Source organism: Bacillus sp. LL01, from assembly GCF_001037965.1.
On the sequence record NZ_LFEL01000007.1, the window covers coordinates 149,600 to 172,798 of the forward strand.

The 23,199-nt window shown below is 42.2% G+C and carries 16 protein-coding genes; 3 read left to right on the forward strand and 13 right to left on the reverse strand.

Translation table 11 applies throughout. The features are described from left to right. Positions 1–31: 31 nt before the first annotated feature. From motS to AB685_RS18920, 4 genes are all read right to left on the reverse strand, one after another. The gene (motS, locus tag AB685_RS18900) at positions 32–817 is read right to left on the reverse strand and encodes a flagellar motor protein MotS (RefSeq protein ID WP_047972165.1); all 786 of its coding nucleotides are present in this window, start codon (positions 815–817) and stop codon (positions 32–34) included. Next, entirely contained in the window at positions 814–1,629 is an 816-nt protein-coding gene (motP, locus tag AB685_RS18905) for a flagellar motor protein MotP (RefSeq protein ID WP_047972166.1), read from the reverse strand. The genes motS and motP overlap by 4 nt, the downstream gene beginning before the upstream one ends. A 316-nt stretch (positions 1,630–1,945) precedes the next feature. Then, positions 1,946–2,944 carry a catabolite control protein A gene (ccpA, locus tag AB685_RS18915; protein ID WP_047972168.1) on the reverse strand — a complete coding sequence of 333 codons (999 nt, stop codon included), beginning with the start codon at positions 2,942–2,944 and terminating at the stop codon, positions 1,946–1,948. Between the two features lie 228 nt (positions 2,945–3,172). Next, on the reverse strand, positions 3,173–4,249 hold the full coding sequence (locus AB685_RS18920) for a bifunctional 3-deoxy-7-phosphoheptulonate synthase/chorismate mutase (protein WP_047972169.1): 1,077 nt from the start codon (positions 4,247–4,249) through the stop codon (positions 3,173–3,175). Between the two features lie 162 nt (positions 4,250–4,411). Between AB685_RS18920 and AB685_RS18925 the strand changes: the two genes are divergently transcribed. Beyond that, positions 4,412–6,562, forward strand: coding sequence for a cell division protein FtsA (locus tag AB685_RS18925; protein WP_047972170.1), 2,151 nt, complete (start codon positions 4,412–4,414; stop codon positions 6,560–6,562). A gap of 40 nt (positions 6,563–6,602) precedes the next feature. Here the strand turns inward: AB685_RS18925 and ytxJ are convergent, their stop codons facing one another. The 3 genes from ytxJ to AB685_RS18940 all read right to left on the reverse strand — a co-directional run bounded on the left by ytxJ (position 6,603) and on the right by AB685_RS18940 (position 7,975). After that, a complete protein-coding gene (gene ytxJ, locus AB685_RS18930; protein ID WP_047972171.1) occupies positions 6,603–6,929 on the reverse strand; it encodes a bacillithiol system redox-active protein YtxJ in 327 nt (108 codons plus the stop codon). 79 nt (positions 6,930–7,008) lie between these two features. Beyond that, positions 7,009–7,527: a YtxH domain-containing protein gene (locus AB685_RS18935; protein WP_241773344.1), complete on the reverse strand. Its 519-nt coding sequence runs from the start codon at positions 7,525–7,527 to the stop codon at positions 7,009–7,011. A 13-nt stretch (positions 7,528–7,540) separates the two neighbouring features. After that, entirely contained in the window at positions 7,541–7,975 is a 435-nt protein-coding gene (locus tag AB685_RS18940) for a DUF948 domain-containing protein (RefSeq protein ID WP_047972172.1), read from the reverse strand. 226 nt (positions 7,976–8,201) lie between these two features. Between AB685_RS18940 and AB685_RS18945 the strand changes: the two genes are divergently transcribed. Further along, a complete protein-coding gene (locus AB685_RS18945) occupies positions 8,202–9,317 on the forward strand; it encodes an aminopeptidase (RefSeq protein ID WP_047972173.1) in 1,116 nt (371 codons plus the stop codon). 398 nt (positions 9,318–9,715) lie between these two features. On the opposite strand, the gene murC is transcribed toward AB685_RS18945, so the two are convergent. From murC to AB685_RS18965, 4 genes are all read right to left on the reverse strand, one after another. After that, positions 9,716–11,017, reverse strand: coding sequence for a UDP-N-acetylmuramate--L-alanine ligase (gene murC / locus AB685_RS18950; protein ID WP_047972174.1), 1,302 nt, complete (start codon positions 11,015–11,017; stop codon positions 9,716–9,718). A 507-nt stretch (positions 11,018–11,524) separates the two neighbouring features. Then, positions 11,525–12,610: a nicotinate phosphoribosyltransferase gene (locus tag AB685_RS18955; RefSeq protein ID WP_047972175.1), complete on the reverse strand. Its 1,086-nt coding sequence runs from the start codon at positions 12,608–12,610 to the stop codon at positions 11,525–11,527. Between the two features lie 129 nt (positions 12,611–12,739). After that, positions 12,740–15,220 (reverse strand): DNA translocase FtsK, encoded by a 2,481-nt coding sequence (locus AB685_RS18960; protein WP_053073888.1) that lies wholly within the window; start codon positions 15,218–15,220, stop codon positions 12,740–12,742. A gap of 158 nt (positions 15,221–15,378) precedes the next feature. Next, complete coding sequence (locus AB685_RS18965) at positions 15,379–16,191, reverse strand: DUF1444 domain-containing protein (RefSeq protein WP_047972176.1); 813 nt, start codon at positions 16,189–16,191, stop codon at positions 15,379–15,381. Positions 16,192–16,858: 667 nt separating this feature from the next. On the opposite strand from AB685_RS18965, the gene AB685_RS18970 reads away from it, so the two are divergent. Then, positions 16,859–21,262 carry a S8 family peptidase gene (locus tag AB685_RS18970; RefSeq protein ID WP_047972177.1) on the forward strand — a complete coding sequence of 1,468 codons (4,404 nt, stop codon included), beginning with the start codon at positions 16,859–16,861 and terminating at the stop codon, positions 21,260–21,262. A gap of 483 nt (positions 21,263–21,745) precedes the next feature. Here AB685_RS18970 and AB685_RS18975 read toward each other — a convergent pair whose 3' ends face one another. Further along, positions 21,746–22,063: a thioredoxin family protein gene (locus AB685_RS18975; RefSeq protein WP_047972196.1), complete on the reverse strand. Its 318-nt coding sequence runs from the start codon at positions 22,061–22,063 to the stop codon at positions 21,746–21,748. Between the two features lie 5 nt (positions 22,064–22,068). Beyond that, the gene (locus AB685_RS18980) at positions 22,069–23,082 is read right to left on the reverse strand and encodes a PTS sugar transporter subunit IIC (RefSeq protein WP_047972197.1); all 1,014 of its coding nucleotides are present in this window, start codon (positions 23,080–23,082) and stop codon (positions 22,069–22,071) included. Positions 23,083–23,199 lie beyond the last annotated feature (117 nt).

The following is a 23,199-nucleotide window of genomic DNA, read 5'->3' on the forward strand; positions in this document are numbered from 1 at the left end:
GCCTTTTTGCGTGGAGCTGGTTTTTCGTTTATCAGTCGATTCTTTCTTCCTGCTGTGGGTCGGAGATGACAATTTCGACACGTCTGTTTTTTTGGTAATTTTCACTTGAGATATTTTCCACAATCGGCCTTGTATCACCATATCCTACTGCAACAAAGCGCTCAGGATCCAAGTCGTGTGAATCCACAAGATATCGGATGACGCTACTTGCCCTGGCTGCAGACAATTCCCAGTTGGAAGGAAATTTGTCGGTTGAGATTGGACGATTATCGGTATGACCCTCTATCTTGACCAAGTTAGGGATTTTTGTCAAAAGCATTCCCACTTTGTCCAAGAATGGATGAGCAATCGGAAGTATCCTTGCTTCAGCCGTCTCATACAACACCTTTTCTTCCAGAACAAGCACTATGCCACGTTCAGTCCGGTTGGCAACCACCACATCTTCCAAATCATTTTCCGCTAAGAATACCTTTACTTCGACCAGGAGTTCCTGAAGGCTATCAGATTCTCTCCCGGTTTTTGTTTCAGTTTCCGTTTCTGTTTCGTCCTGTTCGTTGGAAACATCATCTTGGTTATTGGTCGATTCCGTATTGACGGAAAAATCTGTCGGGTTCTCAAAAGGGACAGCCGAAGGATTGTAATCAAGAATATTCACTTGCTTAAAAGATTCTGCCACCGCTTTAAACTTCACCAGATCTATCTGTGACATGGAAAAGAGTAAAATGAAGAATACAAGGACAAGCATGAATAGATCGGAAAACGTAACCATCCATTTTGGTGCACCTTTTTCAGCTGGTGCCCTTTTTTGACGCTTCATTGGAAGTTCTCCTCGAGCGTTTCAGCCACTGCTTCATCTTTTTTTACACGATCTTGATTGGAAAGGAAAGCGGAAAGCTTTTCTTCCAGTATCTTGGGGTTTTGACCAGATTGAACGCCTATGACACCCTCTATGATAATTTGTTTTAAGAATACTTCTTTTTCTGTTTTATTTGCTAGTTTACTAGCCATCGGGAGAAAAACGAGATTCGCTAATAGTGTTCCATATAATGTTGTCAGAATGGCAATGGCCATATTAGGTCCAAGCGTAGTCGGGTCATTCAGGTTTTTCAGCATCAGTACCAATCCGATGAGCGTTCCGATCATCCCCCATGACGGTGCATAATCTCCCGCTTTTTCGAGAATGCTTCTTCCCTTTATATGCCTTTCTTCCATTGCTGAAATTTCTGCATTCATAATATCATGGATCACTTCCGGTTCGACCCCATCCACCGCTAGCAGCACGCCTTTTTTGATGAAATCATCTTCCACTTCTTCAAGCTCTGCCTCAAGAGCCAATAACCCTTCTCTTCTAGCTCGGTCTGATAGCCTCACAAATGTTTCAATCAAGTTCGGCAATTCATTTTCCTGTCTTGAAAAGGCCGCTTTCACTACAGTTGGCATTACCTTCATCTCTTTCAGGTTGAATGTGATTAAGAGAGCTCCAAGCGTTCCCCCTATCACTATTAGAAAAGAGGGAAGATGCAGGAAGTTGCTTGCTCCGTTGAACCCTGAATTATTTACGATACCGAACAAAATCATTGCTAATCCGAGAACGAGACCTATTGGTGTTAACATATCAAACTTTTTCATACTTTCTCCCCTGACCTTAAACGCTCATGTTTATGTTTTTTGATAAAGCTGTGTGTATTTAGAGTGTGTGTACTGTTTAACTCCTGTTGATTTCCGTTCCAGGTGTTCGCTTTCCGCGGGGCGGTGCTTGAGCCTCCTCGGCTTTGCCTGCGGGGTCTCAAGTCTACCGCTACCTCCCGCCGGAGTCTCACACCTTGCTCTTCAATCAACAGGGGGACTCCATTTAACATGACATATATCATTTTCTTGAATAAAGAAAGAGGACAAAGTTTGGAGATTTTGTCCTCTTCTTTTACTATCTATATCGACAGCATTTTTATTTTGTTGAGCGTCTAAATTCAATTCTATGAGGAAGTACGACAGTTTGGTCTTCCACTTTTTCTTTATTCATGAATTTCGTCAAAAGTCTCATTGCAACTGCACCGATATCGTACATCGGTTGGACAACTGTAGAAAGCTGTGGACGAACCATTGTTGCAAGTTTCGTGTTATCAAAACCGATAACCTCGATGTCTTCAGGGATATTCAGCCCATTATCCTGAGCCCCATGGATGACCCCTAATGCCATCTCATCGGTACCTACAAAAATTGCTGTTGGGCGGTCTTTAAGACCAATCAGTTTTTCAACTGCTTCAATTCCTGAGTCGTAGGAATAGTCACCCTCCAGAACAATTTCCTCTTCATAGGATATGCCAGCCTCTTCCAATGCTCGTTTATATCCTGTCAGTTTCTTCTCTCCATTAATCGGTTCATGGAAAAGACCTGATACATATCCAACACGTTTATGGCCTTTTTCGATCAATGCTGTTACTGCATCAAAGGAAGCCTGGACATAATCGATAGTTACAGACGGCACCTTATTGTCTTTTTCAATGGAAGCTGCCAATACAATTGGAACAGGTGACCTTTCGAATTCAGCTGCAAGTTCTTCTGTAATATTACCACTCATGAAAACAATTCCATCTACTTGCTTGCCAAGCATTGTGTTTAACAGGTGTAACTCCTTGTCCACATTTTGGTCGGAGTTGCTTAAGATAATATTGTATTTGTACATGGTGGCAATATCTTCAATACCCCGTGCCAGTTCTGCATAGAAGATATTCGAGATATCTGGGATGATAACTCCTACTGTTGTTGTCTTTTTGCTTGCTAGTCCTCTTGCTACTGCATTAGGACGATATCCAAGACGTTCAATTGCTTCCAATACTTTTTTTCTTGTTGTCGGTTTTACATTCGGGTTTCCGTTTACTACTCGGGAAACGGTTGCCATGGAAACATTCGCTTCTCTGGCAACATCATAAATCGTTACGTTCATTCACACACACTCTCCTTCTATATACATGCATCTATGTAAGGCAATATTTAATAAGATAAATTTGGCAAAATAACGCATTTATCTAATAATCATACGTTATTCTAAGCAGACAAGCAATGAATTTACTATACTCCTGCTTATATCTTTTACTAAATGTAAATTTTTTATGAAAACTTATGAAAACAGACAAAGACGAGCGTTTTGCCCGCTCGTCTTGGTGAAATCTGCTTATAATTTGTACGCATAGTGGCTACGCAATTCGGTGATGAACTCATTGAACTGATCAATGTCCATTTGCTGTGCCGAGTCAGATAATGCAACCGCGGGATCAGGATGTACTTCAGCCATAACCCCATCTGCACCAATTGCAAGAGCAGCTTTTGCTGTTGGTAATAGAAGGTCTCTTCTACCTGTAGAGTGTGTAACATCCACAAATACAGGTAAGTGAGTTTCCATTTTAAGGATTGGTACGGCAGAAATATCTAATGTATTCCGTGTAGCCTTCTCGTACGTTCTGATTCCTCGTTCACAAAGGATAATTTGATCATTTCCTTGGGAGATGATGTACTCTGCTGCGTTTATGAATTCATCGATGGTTGCAGCAAGTCCTCTTTTGAGGAGGACAGGCTTTCTCACTGCTCCTGCAGCTTTCAGTAATTCGAAGTTTTGCATATTTCGTGCACCAATCTGGATGACATCCACATAATCGCATGCCACTTCAATATCAGCAGGGTTGATGATTTCACTGATGATCGCCATATCGAATTCATCACCAACACGTTTTAATATTTTTAATCCTTCAAGACCTAAGCCTTGGAAGTCATAAGGGGAAGTTCTAGGTTTGAATGCACCGCCGCGAAGAAGTTTTATTCCTTGCGCTTTTGCTGCCTGAGCTACTTGTGCCACCTGTTCATAGCTTTCAACTGCACAAGGACCGATGATGAAGTTTTGTGATCCATCGCCGATTTTTACACCTTTTACTTCCACAACCGTGTCTTCCGGCTTTCTCTTACGGGAAACTAGCAGTGCTTTTCTGTGATCATCCTTTTGCAGTTCCAAGCCTGCTTTGAATATCTCTTTGAATAGATGTTGCAAGGTTGAAGTTTCGAAAGGTCCATCGTTATGCTCCGTGATCAAGTCCAGCATTTTTCTTTCACGGACTGGGTCATATCGATTTACACCTTGCGCTTCTTTTAGCTTTCCAATTTCCTGGACAAGCTCACCGCGCTTGTTGATTACCTCTAATAGTTGTAAGTTCAGTTCTTCGACTTGTTTTCGCAAGGCATCTAGTTCGTTATGACTCATATAATTTCATCCTTTCTGTATTTATAACAGTACCGAGTTGTGGTACATTTCTATTAATTAGTTATTATAAACGATGACTTTCAGAATGTCACGGATTTTCTCTTTATTAATTAAACGCTTTTAAGCGGTAAAGTATTATATGATGCTATATAGGGATGGTGAATGTTTTTGATTTTCGCATTGGACATCGGAACAAGGTCGGTTGTAGGCCTGTTGCTAGAACAAGATGAGAAGAAATATCGCATTGTGGATTTAGTTGTTCAAGAGCATGAGGAACGCGCGATGCTCGATGGACAAATCCACGATATATTGGCTGTGTCAAAGGTTATTACATATGTAAAAGAGCAATTGGAAGAAAAGCATGGCCCATTGACAAAAGTTTGTGTGGCCGCTGCAGGGAGGGCGTTAAAGACTCAGACAGCCTTTTCCACCCAGGACATCAAAGGGAAAGCCTTATTTCAAGAAGAGGATATTTTCCTTCTTGAATTGGCTGCTGTACAGGAAGCTCAACGGAAACTATTGCAAGAGAATGAGATTAATCATACCAACCAGTATTTCTGTGTCGGCTATTCAGTGCTTCGCTATTATTTGGATGAAGAAGAAATTGGCAGTTTACTTGATCAGCGAGGAGAAAAGGCATCGGTCGAAATCATCTCCACCTTTTTACCTAAAATTGTCGTGGAATCGCTGATTTCCGCCCTGCAGCGCTCCAATCTGCAACTCGAAGCGCTGACACTCGAGCCGATTGCCGCCATCAATGTTCTCATTCCACAGTCGATGCGACGCCTTAATATTGCGTTGGTCGATATTGGAGCAGGTACATCCGATGTAGCTATTTCTATGGACGGAACCGTAACCGCTTACGGAATGGTTCCAGTTGCAGGAGATGAGATTACAGAAGCTGTGAGTGATGCCTTTCTGCTCGACTTCCCACAGGCTGAACAGGCTAAAAGAGATATGCTGACGAAAGAAGAAATCACTTTTACCGATATACTTGGCTTTGAGCAGACACTATCAAAATCGGAAATGGTAGAACAGATCTTCCCGTCCATCGAAAAGCTGGCAACTTCCATCATTAATGAAATAAAAAGGCAAAATAACCAAAAGGCTCCGAAAGCCGTCATGCTTGTAGGCGGCGGTAGTTTGACCCCAAAACTTCCATCTCTGATTGCGGAGAAACTGAATTTGCCAGAAAATCGTGTTGCGATTCGTGGAGTGGATGGTATACAACAGCTGCAGCCTACAGACTTTCCAGTGAAAGGACCTGAATTCATCACACCTATAGGAATTGCCATTGCTGCGAAAGAAAAACCGATTGAATATGTTTCTGTCACCGTAAACGAGCTTCCTGTAAGGTTGTTTGATGTTAAAAAACTGACTATTGGTGACAGCCTTTTAGCTTCAGGTATAAGCATCAATAAGCTTGTCGGTAAACCGGGATTGGCATTAATGGCAGAAGTGAATGGGAAAAACATCACCATACCTGGCAGTTTTGGAAAGGCACCAAAAATCTACAAAAACGGAGTTGCTGCCCAAAGCTTTGATCCGATAAAAAATGGAGATGTTATTGTCGTAGAGAAAGGTTCAGATGGAAAATCAGCCAGCGCTACAGTCGGACAAGTGACCGATATGGAGAGCACTACTTTAACCATTCAACTCAATGAAGAGACCCATGACCTCATTCCAACATTACTAGTGAACGGGGAACCTGCTGAAATGGACAAATCCCTTTCAGATCGGGATAAGGTAACATTCACCTATCCGGATACCATAAAAGATTTGCTTGTTTCCACTACTGATTTTCATGAGGATGAGCTTGAACCGTTTTCCATATACATCAATGATGAACAAACCATCCTCCCTTCCTTTTCTGTACAGATTAAGAAGAACGGTATTAAGGTTCCTGCAGGCGACACCTTTTCCAATGATGATAGAATATGCTGGGAACAGGCCGCAAGCCCAACAGTCAAAATGCTGTCCGTTCTCCAACAGTACGAAACAAAGCAGGAAATTGCCGTCACCTATAAGGGAAACAAAGTTGTACTTTCTAAAATCTTACTTGAATTTTACCGTAATGGGGAGTTGTTAGAAGAAGAGGATATTCTGAAAAGAGGAGACCATCTGCAACTCATGGTCAGACGAAAAGAACCTTTTATCTTTCAAGACATGTTCCGGTTCGTGGAAATAGAAAGACCACAAGGTGCAGGCTCCTTCCTTCTGAAGAAAAATGGAGCAGAGTCCTCCTTTTATGACCTAATTGATCATGGAGATGAACTAGATATACAGTGGGAGAACAGAAGCGTCCGAGTTTAAGCTACAAAATAAAACGAACGTGCATACACGCACGTTCGTTTTATTTTACATTCTCCTGTAATGAAGAATAAGTGATTTTCCAGTGGGATGCATTCCAAACCACTTTTCCATCCTTGAACAATAGTGCTTGAGGAGATTCATGCTTTACTTCAGTAGTTTCTGCAATATGATTGGAAAGTTGTCTCGCTTCTTGGACATTTAAATAAAAGCAAGGGACCTGATCCTGATCTGCTACGAAATTCTCGAATTCTTCATATGCAGCATGACTGATTGGACAAGTTGTACTGTTTTTAAAGAATAGGAAAGTCTCATTTTCCTGGACGAGCTGATCAAATTCTTCTACAGTGTGAATGACGGTTTTACTCATAGTACTACACCCTTCTCTGTTTAATAATGAAATTAAAAACGGCGAAGTTATCATACCACTTCGCCGTTTTATTCTCAAGTTATGCGTTTACGTTCTTTTGCTCTTCATCACTTTCAGATAACTTTTTTTCCACGTCTTCCAACGCAGCTTTTGTCTCTTCAAGTCTTTGTTTAACTTCATCGGACATATCATCTGTTCCATTTTCAATGGCTGTAGCCGCTTCAGAAATAATATCCTGAACCTGCTCCTGCAATTCCAAGGACACATCTCCATTTTTCTCTCTCAATTGCTTCACTTTATCCATCACCTGTTGGGTTTGGTCAGTGATTGCCTTTGATAATTGGTTCGTTTTATCTTTTGCAGTTTCAGCAAGTTCACTAGTATATTCAGTAGCTTGAAGCTTCCAAAGGTCAGTTCTCTCTTTAAGTTGCGTTGCCTGGTCTGTAATATCACCACGAAGTTCTCTACCGGATTTAGGAGCTAGAAAAAGGGCTGTTGTAGCACCCACGATTCCACCAATCAATGTTCCAATCAATAAATCTTTTGCATTGATACTGTCTTTGTTTACCTCTTGATTATTCATCTCTTCTTTGCTCATTTCCGATTCCTCCTCATAATTTGTTGATTTTGTTTTTCTGTTTTCTTTCATTCCATTTGTCGACAAGCTCCATTGCTACATTGGACCATTGTACAACTTGGGACACTTTATCTTGATTTTGATCTAGCTGCTGGGCAACATTATTAGATAAACGTGATACGGAATGATTAAATCCTTGAATGGAAGTACCTACATCCTTAACAGCAGTTACAACCGTATTAAGTTGCTGCGACTTGTCCTGAATGTCGTCCATTAATACATTGGTCTTATGTAATATCTGCTCTGTCTCGGATGTGATCCCCTTCATCTGATTTTCAATGCTACCTAAAGTCCCGGCTACTTGATTTAATGTGCCTTGCACTGATAGAAGGGTTTTTGAAACAAAAATAACCAATATTAAAAAAGCAATAGCTACAATAATTGCGCTAATGTAAAGCAATTCACTCAAAGTGACACCTCCTGGCTGCTGATATACATACTTACTATTTACCCTACATGTTACAGTTTAAACATCCTATACCCCTTTTTATTCTAGGACAAAAAGAAAATCCCTGCAAAAAACAAAAGATTTGTAGAAAATATTACTTTTTTTTATAGACAAAAAATTCAACAATATTCGCGAAATCGGTTACAATATAGGAGGTACATAACCAATTTCATTAGGGGGCAAAACAATGAAAGATCCTCGGATTCAAACACTTGCAAAAAATCTGATCAACTATTCCGTCCGTCTTCAAAAAGGGGAAAAGGTATTAATCGAGAACTTCGGACTGCAAAGGGAGCTTGTCGTTGCACTTGTAGATGAAGCATACAAAGCAGGAGGCTACCCCTTCGTATCATTGAAGGATGTTCAGGTCGACCGTGCGCTTTTAATGGGTGCACAGGAAGAACAATTTAACATGAAAGCGGATTTTGAAGCAGATGTTATGAAGAACATGGATGCCTATATCGGACTTCGTTCAGGTGACAACATCTCAGAACTATCAGATGTGCCTGATGACAAGCAAAAAATTCAAGGCAGTACAGTAGGAAAGAAAGTACACCGTGACATCCGTGTGCCTAAAACAAAATGGGTTGTCCTTCGTTATCCGAATGCCAGCATGGCACAGCTTGCCAAGATGAGCACAGAAGGGTTCGAAAACTTCTATTTCGACGTATGTAACTTGGATTACGGAAAAATGAGCAATGCTATGGATGCATTGGTAGATTTGATGAACGAAACGGACAAAGTTCGTATTACAGGTGAAGGAACAGACTTGACCTTCTCAATTAAAGATATCCCTGCCATTAAATGTGCTGGTGAAATGAACATCCCGGACGGAGAAGTTTACACAGCACCAGTTAAGGATTCCGTTAATGGTACTATTACGTACAACACTCCATCTCCTTATCAAGGATTCACTTATGAGAATGTAAAGTTGACGTTCCGCGATGGTAAAATCGTTGAAGCAACTGCTAATGATTCCGAACGTATCAACAAAATTTTCGATACAGATGAAGGTGCCCGTTTTGTCGGGGAGTTTGCAATAGGAGTAAACCCTTATATCCAACATCCGATGCAGGATATCCTATTTGATGAGAAGATCGATGGCAGTTTCCACTTCACTCCTGGTCAGGCGTATGAAGATGCATGGAACGGCAACAATTCTGATATCCATTGGGATATGGTAATGATTCAGCGCCCTGAATATGGTGGGGGAGAAATCTATTTTGACGATGTATTGATCAGAAAAGATGGAAGGTTTGTTGTTTCAGAGCTTGAAGGATTAAATCCGGAGAACTTGAAATAGGTTTACTTTTTGAGAACCATCCACATTTCGAAATGTGGATGGTTTTTTCTTTAAGAAAAACCGTGCAGAAAAAGCCCGGTCCTTTTAAAGCGAAAAATCTTTAGCTGTTTGGTTGATCACCGCTGGTCCTTTCCGCAAATGGCTGCGCTTTCCACGGGACGACCTTGAGCCTCCTCGGCGTTCGCCTGCGGGGTCTCAAGATTGTCGCTATTCCCCCGTAGGAGACTTCGCCATTTGCTCCAATCCACAGCTAGAAACCAGTCGTCTCTTTAAGATAGTTTTTAGTTATCCTATCGGTGAAAAACGGAAATCAACCGGATTTTATACTTGTCTTACTTTTTAAGAAAAAACCGGCCTCCCTTCTCGCAAAGGAAAACCGGTTCTTCAATCAATTTCTATTAATGCTGTAGCGACTTTTCATACGCTTCCTGGAACTTTGTAACATCTCCGGCACCCATGAAAATGATTACGCTATTTTCATGCTTTGCCAATAATTCCGTCCCTTCTTCCGTCAGTATCTCTGCCTGATCTATTTTTTCCAACAGGTCATTGATCGTCAGTTTCCCTTGGTTCTCACGCGCAGAGCCGAAAATATCACATAGGTAGACTTGATCCGCTCCGCTTAAGCTTTCGGCAAACTCGTTCAAGAAGGTTTGCGTTCTAGTAAAGGTATGTGGCTGGAAGACAGCAATGACGTTTCGGTCTGGGTATTTTTGATTCGCAGCATCGATGGTGGCACGAATTTCCGTTGGATGATGCGCATAGTCATCAATCAACACTTGTGAATCGACCACTTTCTCAGAGAATCTGCGTTTTACCCCTTCAAATGTAAGCAACTGGCTTTGGATTACATCAACCGGAATCTCTTCGTAATGACAAAGAGCGATTACTGCTAATGAATTCATGATATTGTGGTCGCCATAGCCCTTTATTTTAAAGGTTGCGTAATGGTTGTTACGGACAAACACATCGAATGTTGTCCCTTCTGTGGACTTTTCCACATGACGGGCCTGGAAATCATTCTCTTCACCGAAGCCGTAATAGATAACAGGGACTTTGGCTTGAATTTTTTGCAGATACTCGTCGTCTCCACAGGCGATGATTCCTTTTTTCACTTGCAAGGCCATCTCTTGGAAGGCATTAAACACATCATCGATACTGCCGAAATAATCGGGATGATCAAAGTCGATGTTTGTCATGATCGTGTAGTCAGGAAAATAGGATAGGAAGTGCCTTTTGTATTCACATGCTTCAAAGACGAAGTACTCACTGTCTTCTACACCTCGGCCAGTACCGTCCCCTATTAGATAAGATGTCGGCTTTGCCCCTTGAATGACATGGGAAAGCAATCCTGTTGTGGATGTTTTTCCATGGGCTCCAGTAACAGCTACACTTGTGTACTTCTCCATAAACTGTCCGAGAAATTGTGGGTAACGGATGACAGGTACATTCAGTTGCTTCGCCGCCTCGATTTCCTCATGTGTGTCAGGAAATGCATTACCGGCAATTACTGTCATATCTTCCTTAATATTGTCTTTATCGAACGGAAGGATCGGGATGCCTTTTTCTTCAAGTCCTTTTTGAGTAAAGAACCTTTTTTCAATATCTGAGCCTTGAACTTTGAAGTGCATATCGTCGAGAATCCCCGCAAGTGCACTCATTCCTGAACCTTTTATACCAACAAAATGATAAATGGTCATGAAAAAACCTCCAACATTTATCTATATATAATTCGATTACTTTTCTGCAAACGAACTGATTAATAGTTTATTTTTTTTCAAGACATCGCTTTCTCTGAATGGATATTCCATTATATGATAAGCGTCTAAAATTGCTAATTCCCCTATATTGCAGGGTTCAAACCATATGTAGAAAAGTACTTTGCCTACCAGCCACCTATTATAACACTAATTGAAAAATTCCTCTAGTTCAGTTCGATCTTCTGAAAGGCTGTTTTCGTAAACTTTGTTGCTTTTTCGAAATGTTAAACCAACCGTTATATTCCTTACTGTCGTGCTCTTTTCCCGGCTGTGCGGAATAAACTACATGCCTGTTTTAGAGTAGATATCCTGTAAAAAGTCCAATTGCCGACTTTTTACTAGTGAATAGCAACAATCTTTGAGAAAAGAGCCTTCTGAAAAGACAGAAGAAAAACTGATAGACTCTTTTTTCTACCAGTTTTCCCATTAAACATGGGACGATATACGTCAGTCCACTTTTTCTAGACGTTCATTAAAGCGGTACTTTCTACCGGCCTTTGCTTGGGGCTCCCCGTTCAATACAACATTGTCCCCCGTAAAACCGATATGGATCTTCAGCAGACTACCACCGACACCATAAATATCGACCGGTACGTTCAGTTCTTCAAATTCCTTGATGCGTTGCTCGCTGAATCCGCCACTCACCACTATTTTCACATGGTGGAAGCCTTCATCATCTAGCGCTTCACGCAAAGCAAATACCAATGGGGCATTTACCCCTCGCGGATCAAAGGTTCCCAATACATCCTGATGGCGGATGAAATGCTGATCGATCATTGTTCTTGAAGTATCCACCCGGACACCCTTCAGCTTGTCTCCGAATTCTCTGGCTACGCGTAATGCATCTGTAATCACGTCGTTATTGTAATCCACCAGTACAAGCAGATCATCCTCCGGGAATTTCGCATGGTAGGCTTTGGAAGCTTCCACAACATCCCCGTTAAATAATTGTATAAGAGCATGCGGCATGGTGCCCATCCCTTTTTTGCCCCACCATTCGTTCATTGCATGAGTTGCTTGGGCAGTGGATCCACCAATATGTGCAGCATAACCGTCTCCTGCCTGTTGTGTATAATGGTCGTCACGGTCACCCATAAAGATGACGGGCTTTTGTCCTGCAGCTTTCACCACATTATAGACATTCGTGGACACAGAAGTTCTTCTGGCCAGGATCCCGTCAATCACACCTTCTAAAAAGCCGAAATTTTGATAAGGACCTGTAATGGTCAGAACTGTTTCAAACGGAGAGATTTTGTCCCCGTCTTTTAATGAGTAGATTTCAAGCGATTCTGGGTCTTCAGCGAAGGTTTTGATTAAAGCTATCACTTCGTCTGTTCCGCATAATACTGCATGTTCTTTTTGAAAAAACTGCATGGTAACAATATTATCTGGCTTGAATTCTTTTACGATTTCACGGGTTTTCAAAAAATATACGGCTGAGAACCATCCTTCTTTCACACGCTCATCAAACTTGAAAGTGCGATTGGTCAGCCTTTTTATTTTACCTTGTAGCTTCAACTCAATTTCTTTCATCCTCTTAAAAGCTCCTTACGACCCTATATTTGGGTTACTGTCTTGCCGGATATGCCGACTCCTATTGTCTACTATTATTTATAATAATAGAAGTTTGTATCCATTTACAACATTTCCTGTTACAGAGCTTTAATAGTCAGAATCTTGCATACTGACAAGTTCCTCATCCGACACAAGAACATCCCTTGCTTTACTGCCTTTTGGTCCTGATATGACACCGTGATCCTCCATTAGCTCCATCAAGCGTGCCGCACGGTTATAGCCGATGCGGAACCTTCTTTGCAGGCTGGAGGTGGAAGCGCCGTTCTGATCTACTACATACTGACATGCTTCCAAGAACAGCTCGTCCTCATCTTTACTGGCACTCTCCTTCAACAGCTCACTCTGTTCAAAAAGATAACTGGGCTTCTGCTCCTTACGGACGTGATTCACCGTTTTTTCAATCTCTTCATCAGATACGAAATTCCCCTGCACCCTGATCGGTTTTGGCGCACCGTTTTCCAATAGCAGCATGTCCCCTCTGCCCAGTAGACGTTCGGCACCTCCAATATCAATGATGGTTCTGGAATCGACCTGAGAGGAAACAGAAAAGGCGATTCTTGTCGGGATGTTCGCTTTTATCAATCCCGTGATGACGTCAACAGAAGGACGCTGGGTTGCAATGAGCAAATGCATTCCGCAAGCTCTCGCTTTTTGTGCAATTCGGCATATTGCTTCCTCCACGTCACTTGGTGCAACCATCATCAGATCTGCCAACTCATCAATGATGATCACCATATATGGTAATGTCTCTTGTTTATGCTTCTTCGCATTTTCATTGTACTTACCAATATCCCGTACTCCAGCATGAACAAACAGCTCATACCGACGTTCCATCTCTTCTACTGCCCATTTAAGAGCTGCGGTGGCCGCTTTGACATCGGTGATAACAGGACTTACTAAATGAGGAATGTGGTTATATGGTGTAAGTTCCACCATTTTAGGATCGATCAAGAGCATCTTTACTTCATCAGGACTGCTTTTATATAGCAAACTCATAATGATAGAGTTTACACAAACGCTTTTCCCCGATCCAGTTGCACCCGCTATCAATCCGTGGGGCATCTTCTGCAAATCCAATACTACCGGCTGACCCGAGATGTCCAACCCTAATGCAACTGTCAACGGTGAAGTATGCTGGATAAAGGATGGATGGCGAATAATCTCCCTTATGAAAACAGGCTTACTCACACGGTTGGGCACTTCGATTCCAATCGTGTTTTTCCCCGGAATAGGCGCCTCCATCCGGATATCTCGTGCAGACAGGCTTAGCTTGATATCATCACTCAGATTGGTAATTTTGTTCACCTTTACCCCAGGCTCCGGTTGTACTTCAAACTGTGTGACAGATGGTCCTTGGGTAGCCTTCACCACTTTCGCTCCGACCCTGAAATGATGCAACGTCTCATCGAGCAACTGCCTCTGAGCTTCTACCCATTCCTGATCATCCAGGGAATGCTGTGGTGGAATTGAAAGCATGGTGATAGAAGGTTTTCTGTAGTAAGGCTGTGTACTCTCTTCTCTTGTCACCACTTGTTGTTTTCTTTCAAGGGATCGTTTATCCTGTTTAAGCATAATGACATTGAAAGGAATATGCTGCTTATTATTCGAATCTTTCGGTCCTGAGGCTTCTGGATTCTGACGCTCTTTCTTCGCTTCAATAGGTCGCACATGCTCAACGGCTGCCGCAGATTCCTCATATGTTACAGTTTCTGCTTCTTTCTTCTCAAAAACAGGTACCGGTTCTGGTTGTTCTTCCACCTTTTTCTGCTCTTCTATTTCATCAAGTAAGCTTTCATCCTCGGAATATAGCTCTTGGACTTCTTCTTTTTCAACAAATTCCCATTTCTTTTCAGCGTCGACCACTTCGATAACAGGTTCTACATCTAATGGTTTGTTTAAATCTTCTTGGGTTTCCATAACAGAAACAGTCTCTTCCACTACCTGAGGTTCATGGTTCTCTTCTATCAGACTGTCACTAAATGCTTGTACCTTCTCATTCTCTAACTCTACCAAAGGAGCATAGCTTTCATTAACATTAGGATAGGTTTCAAGCGGGTTATGCTCTTCAATATCCTGTAAATCAGACTCTTTACTCATTAATTCTATTTCCGGTATAAATTCCTCATTTTTCTGAACTGGTGGACGAGATTTATATCCGTATATAGGAGATACAACCTCTGTCGGATGAAAAGGCTTCTTACTTGTATTTGTTACTTTTTCGAACTTCTTTTGTGGGTGAACAGCTTTTCTCTTTTCAGGCTCACTCTTCTTTGTTGTTTCTGCCAACTCGCTTTTTGGCTTTTCTTTTACGTGGTCAAATTTCTTTTGTTCAGGTGGTTTACTTGACTTAGGACTCTTTGTCTTCTCTCTTTTTTTCCTCTTGCTTGACTGTTCCGTTACACCTTCATCCGGAATAAGCGGAAAGCGAAATTTACCGGTTGGGTATTGATAAGCCACTTTTGCTGTTGACTGCTTTTGTTTATTTTCCGGTTTCTTAGCATAATCTTGCTCAAGAGATTCCTCTTCTTCATCACTTAGCTGAGCAAACAGCTTTTTAAACCAGTTCACATATATCACACTCTTTCTTAGGAGGTTCAGTAGGCAAAAAAACACTAGAGTAATCCAGTGGTAAACAAGATGCTCAAAAATCACTGTGATTTGTTTCAATATATATAATATTCGCAGCGTCACCGTGTTTTTCTACCATTCAATTCTTTAATTCGATATCACTTGTTGTTTTTTTTATTATCTTTTCCTAAGATAAATATAGGTTCCAGTTCCCCTTCTTCATATAAGAAAGATAAGGCGGTTATAGGAATTTTCCCATTCGCAAAGAAGCTCATCGTCAATTCTGCCAATATATCGTATCCCACCTCATTTTGAATATCCGCCAGTACCAGTACATCCTGATGGGGAACAGCTACTGTCATAGTTCCTGTCACTTTCCTTTTAAATGAATCCAAGAAGGAATCATTAAGGATCCTGCTTGCATCGTAACCATCATTGGAACGTACAAAATAAAAGGTGTTCCCTGCTACCACATCTTCCTTCACACTTGTAGGCAATGATCTGACATTGAACATAGCCATTTCTTTAATAGTGTTTTTGGATAGGTTTTCTCTTTGAAGGATGTTTTCATCTATTAATTTGTAGGATTTACCCAAGTCAACAGCATAGTATATCCTTGTTTCCGCTGTATGGTCGTCATACACCAGAGGCACGTCATTGCTTGATGTAGGAAACGAAGTGGAACGGATGACAGGATAGATATGGCGTTCTGCCCCATTCAACCGGACAGGCATTTTCATACTTGTGAGTGCTTCTCTTACATAGTACACGTATTCTTCAACAGCTTGGAGATCATTCGTTTGTTCATATTTAGAAAGCACTCCTTGAAGGGCTATTGTTATTCCCTTCTGTGTTTCCTTATCCTCCACACGTAAGGATTCTTTTTCTCTATCGTATGTAAAAACCCAATTGGGATGGGCCAATTTATCTTCAAAAAGGCGTCTGATTTTCAGTATTGTCATTTTTTCCATAAGGAACAATCCTTTCTCTCATTTTAGGTCAACCCTTATTGTACAACAAAACAGAAGGATAATGTAATTGTCGAATATTGTTTTGACAGCAGTAATTCAAATATTTTACAGTTTGTTCGCTTGACCTATACACAGTGGTCTTAATACCCTCTTTCTACAATCCCTATCCTTTTCCTCCTACAAAATACCCTCCCATTCACTGAAACACCTGAAACTTAATGCTTATACAGGTTTCCTTTATTCTTTTAGGAATACGAACACTAGTAAGTTTTTCTTGTTTTTGTCATATTTTCAACCAAGTAGTTCTAATTAGGCTATTCTCCCTATTCTCTATACACCATTAGTATTATAGGAAAGAGCATGCAAAACTCTAGTAGTGATAGAATTTTTTTACATTTATTCTTCCATTTAACACTTTTATCCAACCTCTACCAATTTACTAGCTTGAAAAACTTGTCTGAAACTTACGGACTATTTTTAGAATATTCTGATAGTTTTCCTTCTTTTTCGACACTATTCTTCTACACAGTTTATTAATCTAAAGATGTCACCGAGATATTCCTACATAATGCAAGATTCTGCCGAACAGCGATGATTGGTGGAAATTCTTTTGGCAAAGGGGGAAAGTCATCGGTTTTTTGCATTTAAATTTAAAGGGGGATGTTGAATGAGCAGGAAGAAAAAACGTAATTTTGCTAGAGTATTCAGTATTATTATGTGTTTATTACTGATCGCCCCAAGCTTTGTCCCGGGTACAGCTTCTGCACAAGGGAAAAAAGCTTCTGTTTCTTTAGGGGAATCAAAAGAAGTGATGGCAAGCAAGATTCCGGATCGGTTGTCCACACAGTTCTCTAAAGACGGGGAACAAGTTACGTTCCTTATCAAATTTAAGGAACAGGTGGATACATTGGCTGTAGCTGAAAAAGCTATGAAAACAGCAAAGCTTCAAAAAGCTTCTGCTGGTCAAGAAAAACTGATGAAACGTAATGCTGTTGTCTCTGAGTTAAGAGCAACATCTATCGAAACCCAAGCAAATGTAAAAGAGTATCTTGAAAAAGCGGTAGCAGACGGAAGAGCAAAGGACATCCAATCCTTCTATGTAGTAAACGGTATGGCCGTTACTGCTACGAAAGAAGTAATGGAAGAGCTTGCTAGATTCCCAGAAATCGAAAAGCTTCTACCAAACGAAGTACGCCAGTTGGACCCGGCAGCAGAAGCAGCTGCCACAACTGAAATTGCAGTGGAAGAAAAGCCTGCTGCAGGACTTGAGAACATCGAGTGGGGCGTTGCTCAAATCGGTGCACCTCAAGCATGGGAAATGGGTGTTGACGGTCAAGGCACTGTCGTTGCAAGCATTGATACTGGTGTCCAGTGGGATCACCCGGCATTAATGGAAAAATATCGTGGCTACAATGGTGGTAGTGCGAATCATGAATATAACTGGTTTGATGCTACTCCTGCAAACCAATCCACTCCTTACGATGATGACGGTCACGGTACGCACGTAACAGGTACAATGGTTGGTGCTGAGCCGAACGGATCCAACCAAGTCGGTGTTGCTCCTGGAGCAAAATGGATCGGCGTTAAAGCATTTACTCCATCCGGTGGTACGGACGTTGCGTTACTTGCAGCTGGTGAGTGGATTCTAGCTCCTAAAGATGCTAGCGGAACTCCAAACCCTGCGATGGCTCCGGACGTTGTTAACAACTCTTGGGGCGGCGGACCAGGTTTAGATGAGTGGTATCGTCCAATGGTCCAAGCATGGGTAGCAGCTGATATCTTCCCTGCATTCGCTGCAGGTAACACAAGAGCTGGAAATCCTGGTGGTCCTGGATCTGTTTCAACTCCTGGTAACTATCCAGAATCTTTTGCCACTGGTGCAACGGATGTGAACATGAACCTTGCGAGCTTCTCTTTACAAGGTCCATCACCTTATCAAGAAATTAAGCCTGAAGTATCTGCACCTGGTGTTGGAGTTCGTTCTTCCTTCCCTGGTAACAGCTACGGCGCTGCTAGTGGAACTTCCATGGCAAGCCCGCACGTAGCTGGTGTTGTTGCGTTACTAAAGCAGGTTAACTCTAACTTGACTGTTGCTGACATTGAGGAAATTTTGATGACTACTGCAACTGAAAGAACAGATTCCAATTTCCCTGAGTCTCCAAACAACGGATATGGACATGGTATCGTCAATGCATTTGATGCAGTGTCTTCCATCATTTCCGGTCTAGGAAAAGTGAAAGGGCAAGTTGCAAAGGATGGAGAAGATGACGAATCTCCAACATTCGAACATACTGCTCCTGCTGAGACATATGCTGGCATGAACCTGCCTTTAAGCATTCATGTTCAGGATAACGTGAGTATTTCTTCTGTAACATTACAATATGAAAATTCTGCAGGCGAAATGGTGAGCGTAGCTGCTGAGCGTGCTTCTGGTTCTTATAACGATGCCACGTACACAGCTTCCATCCCTGGGGATGACATTGCTGAGCCTTCCGTTTCATATAGTTGGCATATTGTCGACTTTGGCGGCAATGATGTAACATCTGATACGTATGAAGTGAGTGTACAGCCTGGTATCACGGTTGGCTATTCCACAGATTTCGAATCTGAACCTGTGGGCTGGTACTCTTTCGGTGCTGTTAACTCATGGGAGTGGGGAGTTCCGACTGCGGGACCACCTGCAGCCAACTCTGGCGAGAAAGTGTATGGTACTAACCTTTCCGGTAACTATGGCAACAGCGCGAACATGACACTTGTGATGCCTCCTATCGACCTGCCTGAAGATAGTGGTGCATACCTTCAGTTCATGAACTGGTTCAACCTTGAAACACGTTACGATTTTGGTCACGTATTTGTTTCTACAGACCAAGAGAACTGGACTCAACTTCTACGTTTTGACGGTATCAGCGAAAGCTGGACTGCTAGAGAAGTAGACCTTTCTGAGTATGCTGGTCAACGAATTTACATCGGCTTCAATGTAACAACTGATGGAAGTGTAGTACGTACAGGTTGGTATATTGATGATGTAGCATTAGCTGCAGAATCTAATGCAGCATCAGCTTCCACTCAGCTGGAAGTGACTAAGGAAGAGAAAGTAGAAGCTAAAGAGGAGCAAGTAAATCCAGATAAAATCCATCCGGTTGCTACTCCTAAAAAAGAAGAAACTGTGAAAGAGGACATCAATCCTCAAGTTCTTCCATTACAGGCACAAGTTACTGTATTGGAAACAAACCGTTCTGTAAACACAAATCCTGCTAACGGACAATACGAGTTGTTACATGCAGCAGGCACATTCACTGTGCAAGCTGAAGCATATGGATATCATCCAGCTCAGCAAACAGTTGAAATCGCTCCAGACGGTGAAGCCGTCGCTAACTTCGTATTAGAAGAAATGGCACGTGGAACAGTTAGCGGTACTGTAACAAACAGTGTCACTGGTGAACCTATTACGAACGCAACATTAATGCTTCTTGAAGATGCAGCCGTTGCACCTGTAACAACAGATGAAAACGGTAACTTCTCCATCACCGCTTTAGAAGGCGACTATACATTACGTATTATGGCTCCTTCCTACTATAGTGAGACGGTAGAAGTATCTATTATTGGTGATGAAACAACTGAACTTGATTTAGAATTACGCCCATTCATCGGATACCCTGGTGAAATTGGCTATGACGATGGCACTGCTGAGAATGCCCGCGCATTCTATGACGCCGGAAACGGTTGGGCAGTAAAAATGTCCCTACCTGAAGGTCAAAACAGTGCGCTTGTAACTGGTGGATTATTCCGATTCTGGGATACTACATGGCCAACACCTGGTGGTACTGACTTTAAAGTAGAGGTTTGGGATGCTTCTGGTACAGATGGAGCTCCTGGATCCAAACTTGCAGGACCATTTGACGGTACAGCCCTACGTACTGGTGAGTGGACAACTGTTGACCTGGCAGAGCATGGAATCATCGTAGAACAAGACTTCTACATGGTTTACATCCAGTCTCAACCTAACCCGAATGCACCTGGACTTGGAACAGATGAAGATGGACCAAACGCTGCCCGCAGCTGGCAGTATGTAGGCGGAGCATGGTCTCCTGCTCCTGAGGCAGAAGGTAACTACATGATCCGTGCATTGGTTAACTTTGAAGTAACTGCACCAACGATCACTTCTCCTGCTGGTGGTTCCTTCACAAATGAAGAAACTGTAACAGTAGAAGGTAATGCTTCCCCTACAACAACTGTTCATGTATTGAACAACGGGGAAGAAGTGGCAACTACAACGGCGACTGAAGATGGAACGTTTGCTGTTGATGTTACTTTGACCGAAGGAGATAATGTATTAACTGCTAAGTCATCTACTGAAACAGGCGAGACGGAGGAATCTGCTCCTGTAACAGTCATTCTTGATCAGACAGCTCCTGAACTTGCTATTACAAGTCCTGAAAATGGTTCCAAAACAAACCGTGAAACAGTAACTGTAACAGGTACTGTGGCGGACGAGAACTTGAATTTTGTAAAAGTGAACGGGCAGAAAGCTACTGTGACAGATGGAACATACTCTCACAGAGTAATGCTTGAGAATGGCGAAAACAATATCCGTGTTGTTGCTCAGGACTTGGCTGGAAATCGTACAAGACAAGATGTTACTGTCTTTGCAAACTACGATGCTCCTGAAATTACCAACCTGAAGCCAACGGAAGACAAGCACTTAAGAGCTGGGGAATCTGTAAAGATTGAATTCAACAGTGAACCAGGACTTCGTGCAACATTCTCTATCCGTATGCCATTAACAAACGCTGCAACAATGATGGAAGGTAACGACGTAAGCAACGCAGTCGAACTTCCATTGATGGAGCAATCTCCTGGCTACTATGTTGGTTATTGGACAGCTACTTCAAGCGTAGTAGCTAGCGGCGCAGAAATCGAGGTCAAAGTTTCAGATGACTTCGGCAATGTGACCCGTGCTATTGCAGACGGTAAACTGTACATCAACGAGCCGGTTGATGGCGGATCTGGAAAACCTGGGAAGCCCGGGAAACCTGCAAAGCCAGAGAAACCTGGGAAAAAGAACAACTAATAACTTAGAATGAACAGAACCCCTCTCGGACGAGAGGGGTTTTTTTGTAAAAGAATAAGTAAGTATATAATTCTGTTGATTTCCGTTCCAGGCGCTTCGCTTGCTTGCGGGGGTCTGCGCGCCTTCCACTCCAATCAACAAGGTGACCTTCATTCATCTAAAGGTTAAAGAAATATCATTAAATTGAGCTTTCTGAAAAAAGTATTAACGAAAAGTTCTTGAAATTCCTAGCTGTGGATTGGAGCAAATGGCGAAGACTCCTGCGGGGGAGTAGCGACAATCTTGAGACCCCGCAGGCTTGCCGAGGAGGCTCAAGGTCGCCCCGCGGAAAGCGCAGCCATTTGCGGAAAGGAACAGCGGCGATTAACCAAACGACTAAAGTTTTTAGATAAAAGGACCGGGTGGGTTATGCCTGGTTTTTCTTATTTTAACGCAAAAAAGGTGCAAGCCAATTCCCCGCTTGCACCCTTCCTATTTCCCCATTTACTTACCCAAAGATCCCACAAACGCTTCAATCTCTTCCTGTGTTTTCCGGTCCTTGCTAACAAAACGACCTGCCTCTTCCCCGTTCTTGAAAGCAACGAAGCTTGGAATTCCGAATACACTCAGCTCGGCACATAAATCGATGAATTCGTCTCTATCCACATAAACGAATGTATATTGACTAAACTTCTCCATTATTGCTGGCAATACCGGCTCAATGACACGGCAGTCTGGGCACCAATCCGCCGAAAACATAAATACGACATCCGTTTCTTTTTTCAATTGATTGAATTGCTCTAAGGATTGTAGTTTTTCCATCATCATTACCCTCCAATATTAATTTTCATATCCCCTTCTTTAATGAAGGCTTTCTTTCTCATCCATTCTGATACAACTAAACTTACCACAGCGGGTCCAACAATGTGAAGCAACAAGACTTTTAATAAAACAGATACAGAAAAGCCCATTGCGGCAAAGGTCATTATCTGACCGACCAATCCGCTCGTCCCCATACCGGCTCCTTCTTTCACGTTCGTCATTTGAAAAATCGTTGTTCCTAACGGGGCAAAAAGAACACCTGCAACCGTCGGCGGTATAATGATCATCGGATTTTTAATAACATTTGGCACCTGGAGCATAGAAGTTCCAATACCCAAAGCCAAAAGCCCCGACATTTTATTTTCTCGGTAGCTGCTTACAGCAAATCCAACCATCTGGGCAGCACAGCCTATTGTGGCAGCTCCCGCAGCAATCCCTTCAAGTCCAAGCATCATGGCAATTGCTGCACTGGAAATCGGTGCAGTAAGGGCCCATCCCATCAGAACAGCAACCAGCATTCCCATTATAATAGGCTGTTGATCGGTAGCCCACATTATTAATGATCCCAATGAGTTCATCCCTGCATTAATTGGTGGACCTATAAATTTCGCAACAAGAAATCCTGTCAGAATGGTCACGAAAGGAGTAACAAGAATATCTACTTTCGTTTCTTTTGAAACTAGCTTTCCCACTTCCGTTGCCAGTAGTGCCGCTACAAAGCTGCCTGCTGGTCCCCCTAGTTGTGCTCCCGCCGCTCCGGCTATCACTGTCGCAAATAAAACCAATGGTGGTGCCTTCAGACCATATGCTACCGCTGCACCAATGGCGGGCCCCATCAAGCCCATTGCCAATACACCCATCTCCGTAAAGAAAGTCCACCCCAGTTGATCCCCGACCGTTTTTATGATTAATCCAATGATCAATGACGAGAACAGTCCGAGAGCCATATAGCTCAAACCGTCAATGAGATACACCCTTGGGGAAAGTGTTACTCCTTTTTTATGTAGAAAATCTTTCATATTCTCACTCATTCCTTTTTATTTTTCCTATCCGATTTACATTAATAATAACGAATAACTGTCGATATATACTAGTAGATATTTTAATAAATAGAATCTTTTGTTAAAAGTTTATTG

What these genes read in the sequence shown, in the direction of transcription:
- ytxJ (WP_047972171.1), bottom strand. Translation starts at nt 6,929, where the DNA reads ATGAGTAAAACCGTCATTCACACTGTAGAAGAATTTGATCAGCTCGTC.
- AB685_RS18925 (WP_047972170.1), top strand. Translation starts at nt 4,412, where the DNA reads ATGTTTTTGATTTTCGCATTGGACATCGGAACAAGGTCGGTTGTAGGC.
- AB685_RS18980 (WP_047972197.1), bottom strand. Translation starts at nt 23,082, where the DNA reads ATGAAAGATTTTCTACATAAAAAAGGAGTAACACTTTCCCCAAGGGTG.
- motP (WP_047972166.1), bottom strand. Translation starts at nt 1,629, where the DNA reads ATGAAAAAGTTTGATATGTTAACACCAATAGGTCTCGTTCTCGGATTA.
- ccpA (WP_047972168.1), bottom strand. Translation starts at nt 2,944, where the DNA reads ATGAACGTAACGATTTATGATGTTGCCAGAGAAGCGAATGTTTCCATG.
- AB685_RS18945 (WP_047972173.1), top strand. Translation starts at nt 8,202, where the DNA reads ATGAAAGATCCTCGGATTCAAACACTTGCAAAAAATCTGATCAACTAT.
- motS (WP_047972165.1), bottom strand. Translation starts at nt 817, where the DNA reads ATGAAGCGTCAAAAAAGGGCACCAGCTGAAAAAGGTGCACCAAAATGG.
- AB685_RS18955 (WP_047972175.1), bottom strand. Translation starts at nt 12,610, where the DNA reads ATGAAAGAAATTGAGTTGAAGCTACAAGGTAAAATAAAAAGGCTGACC.
- AB685_RS18920 (WP_047972169.1), bottom strand. Translation starts at nt 4,249, where the DNA reads ATGAGTCATAACGAACTAGATGCCTTGCGAAAACAAGTCGAAGAACTG.
- AB685_RS18975 (WP_047972196.1), bottom strand. Translation starts at nt 22,063, where the DNA reads ATGGAAAAACTACAATCCTTAGAGCAATTCAATCAATTGAAAAAAGAA.
- murC (WP_047972174.1), bottom strand. Translation starts at nt 11,017, where the DNA reads ATGACCATTTATCATTTTGTTGGTATAAAAGGTTCAGGAATGAGTGCA.
- AB685_RS18965 (WP_047972176.1), bottom strand. Translation starts at nt 16,191, where the DNA reads ATGGAAAAAATGACAATACTGAAAATCAGACGCCTTTTTGAAGATAAA.
- AB685_RS18935 (WP_241773344.1), bottom strand. Translation starts at nt 7,527, where the DNA reads ATGAGCAAAGAAGAGATGAATAATCAAGAGGTAAACAAAGACAGTATC.
- AB685_RS18970 (WP_047972177.1), top strand. Translation starts at nt 16,859, where the DNA reads ATGAGCAGGAAGAAAAAACGTAATTTTGCTAGAGTATTCAGTATTATT.